The following is a 2,319-nucleotide window of genomic DNA, read 5'->3' as shown; positions in this document are numbered from 1 at the left end:
GATGGCAGTAAGTCTGGCAGCGCGAGCTGCCCTGCCGACCGTATTTGAGTTCACTGCCATGGTGTTAGCGCTCTGATCGCTCAACCGCCCGTCCAACAGGTGTCCAACACCCGTTTGACCGCCCGTACGAACGCTGGGCATCATGACGTATGGCGGACCGATGGCTCACCTATCAGCAGGCCGGCGAGGCGCTCGGGCTATCGGCCGAGGCAGTCAGGCAGCGAGCTCTCCGCTTGCGGTGGCGGAGGCAGCGAGGCAACGACGGCCGCGCTTTAATTATGGTTCCCGAGGATGCGTCCGAACATATACGACCTCGAACACCCGTTCAGAAAGCCGTCCAAACGGCTGTTCAAACACCCGGACAGACGGCCGATACCAAAGCTTTAGCCGAGGCAGTTGCGGCATTCCGTGAAGCTGAGGACAAGCTACGCGCCGAGCGCGATGCTGCCTTGGCCCTGGTTGCCGCTGAGCGGAGCCGTGCGGATCGGGCCGAGGGCGAGGCGGCTGCGTTGCGGGAAGCCGTACGTGTGGCAGAGGCAGCGACCGAACGGCTAGATCGGCTGCTAGAAAAGCAGCTTGCGGGCCGGCGGCCCTGGTGGTCGCGCTTCTCGGCGTGGCGGGATCGATGACCTTCGAACGTCTGATCCGCATCGCCGACTGGCTAGCTGTAATCAAAGCTGGCAGCCGCGTTGCGGATGAGACCCTTCATCAAGCAATTGGTCGATCCGGCCCGGCGCCACTTTACACGACTAACGAGGCGGCAGCGCGCATGATACTGCCTCCGGGCTTTGAGTGGGTCACCGCCACCTATGCGGCTGGCCGAGTCTATGCGCGCCATGCCGCCGCTCTGGCCGCGACGCTGACACGCTGCCGTTTCCGCATCATGGGCAATGGGGACGGACCCTGCCGCTATCCATGTGCGGGGCGGCGATGCGGGCTGGGGCGAAGGTGGCGAAGGGTTAAGGCGAAAAAGGAATGGGCCGCATCGGTGTCTTGAAGCGGCCCTATGCCTTGCCAAGCCTACCGAGCCTTGCGGCTCCGTCATCTCTAGAGGCCGGTCCACCAAAATACGAGGCCAGCCCCACCATAGGCGAGCAGGAAGGGGTTGGTGAGATTGGCCAATAGGCTTTGGATATGGCGCACGACCCGTATCCCTCTTTGAACGCGCCTCAAAATACGTAAATCGAAACAAGTTTCATTACACAACTAGTTTGGTCGCATGATTTGTGCCCTGGCGGGCAGGGTTGGACGGTGATCCTGACGACCACTGTCTTGCCTTGTGCAAGGCACCGGCTGGGGCTGCGGCAATCGCATTATGCTTGTTTTGATCCCGCCGAACGGCCGTCTCTGCCGCCGTCTGGGCGCGGCCGAGGGCGCCTATTACCAGGCATCAAGCCAGAAGCCTCACCTGCGATAACCCCGCATGCAGGATTTGAGAGGGGGCCATTAGACCCCGGCTCGCTCGCTGCATCTGTGAGACCCTCGCAGCGCGAACCCCTTCCGGTCCTCAAGAGGGAAGAGTTGCGAGAATGGCTGGCTACCAAGCGAGCCATACAATCAGGAGTGGCGACAACAAGGCTGCAACCGCCGCGGCTCGAATGAGCCCAACGGCGAGATAGGCGAGCAGCACGGCCGATAGGCTGGCCGCGGGGATGGCCGGCGTAAGCGCAGCTTGGTCGGCAATAGGAAGCGAGTGGGACACGAGCTTCGGCCTCTACCATTCGGCGTTTAGGCCGGGTGATCGGACACCCAAATAGTTCCCAAACCTCCCGCTCGTTTCAAATCACAATCTTTCCAATACCGCATCTAAAGGCGGTGCCTATGATCTATCGCTTGCGATAACCCTGCCCGGTACAAGTCAGAGCGTGCTGCGTCTAACCCACTGGCTACGACCTAGCCGCTGACGACGATGCCCATGGTCTCAGGCAGCCGTCCCTCACGCCTGATCCACTCCGGGGTGCGGTTATCCACCGCGATACGCACCCCCTCAATCCGCCGGTTGCAGCGGCTGCATACTAGGCGGCGGCCAAGCTCGCCAACGGTCGCGGCGCCGGAGCCCATCATTTCAATGGCAGCTTCGACGCCGATCAGGATAGTTCGAGGGCAGCTGCCGCAGGCAGCTGCGAGATAATGGGTCTCGGCGTGCGGCAGGTAGCATCGGAGGCGAACCGTGCCGTCTGGATTGAGGACGACAGAAAGACCTTCATCCTCTCTCGACGGCGGCTCTGCTGCATGCTGTTTTGGGCCTGGGCAGTTGGCGCAGCGGCTTTACATGCCATTGGTCGGAAGTTCGAATCTTCCACTGCCCACCATGCCGCT

The 2,319-nt window shown here is 61.9% G+C and carries 1 tRNA gene; it reads left to right on the top strand.

What is annotated here, in order from left to right:
- The first annotated feature begins 2,248 nt into the window (after positions 1-2,248).
- A tRNA-Val gene (locus EP26_RS30530) sits at positions 2,249-2,312 on the top strand.
- Positions 2,313-2,319 lie beyond the last annotated feature (7 nt).

It is taken from the genome of Belnapia moabensis DSM 16746 (assembly GCF_000745835.1).
Taxonomy (GTDB): Bacteria; Pseudomonadota; Alphaproteobacteria; order Acetobacterales; family Acetobacteraceae; genus Belnapia; species Belnapia moabensis.
The sequence above is the reverse complement of the archived record's forward strand: the minus strand, read 5'-3'. Positions and strand labels throughout refer to the sequence as shown.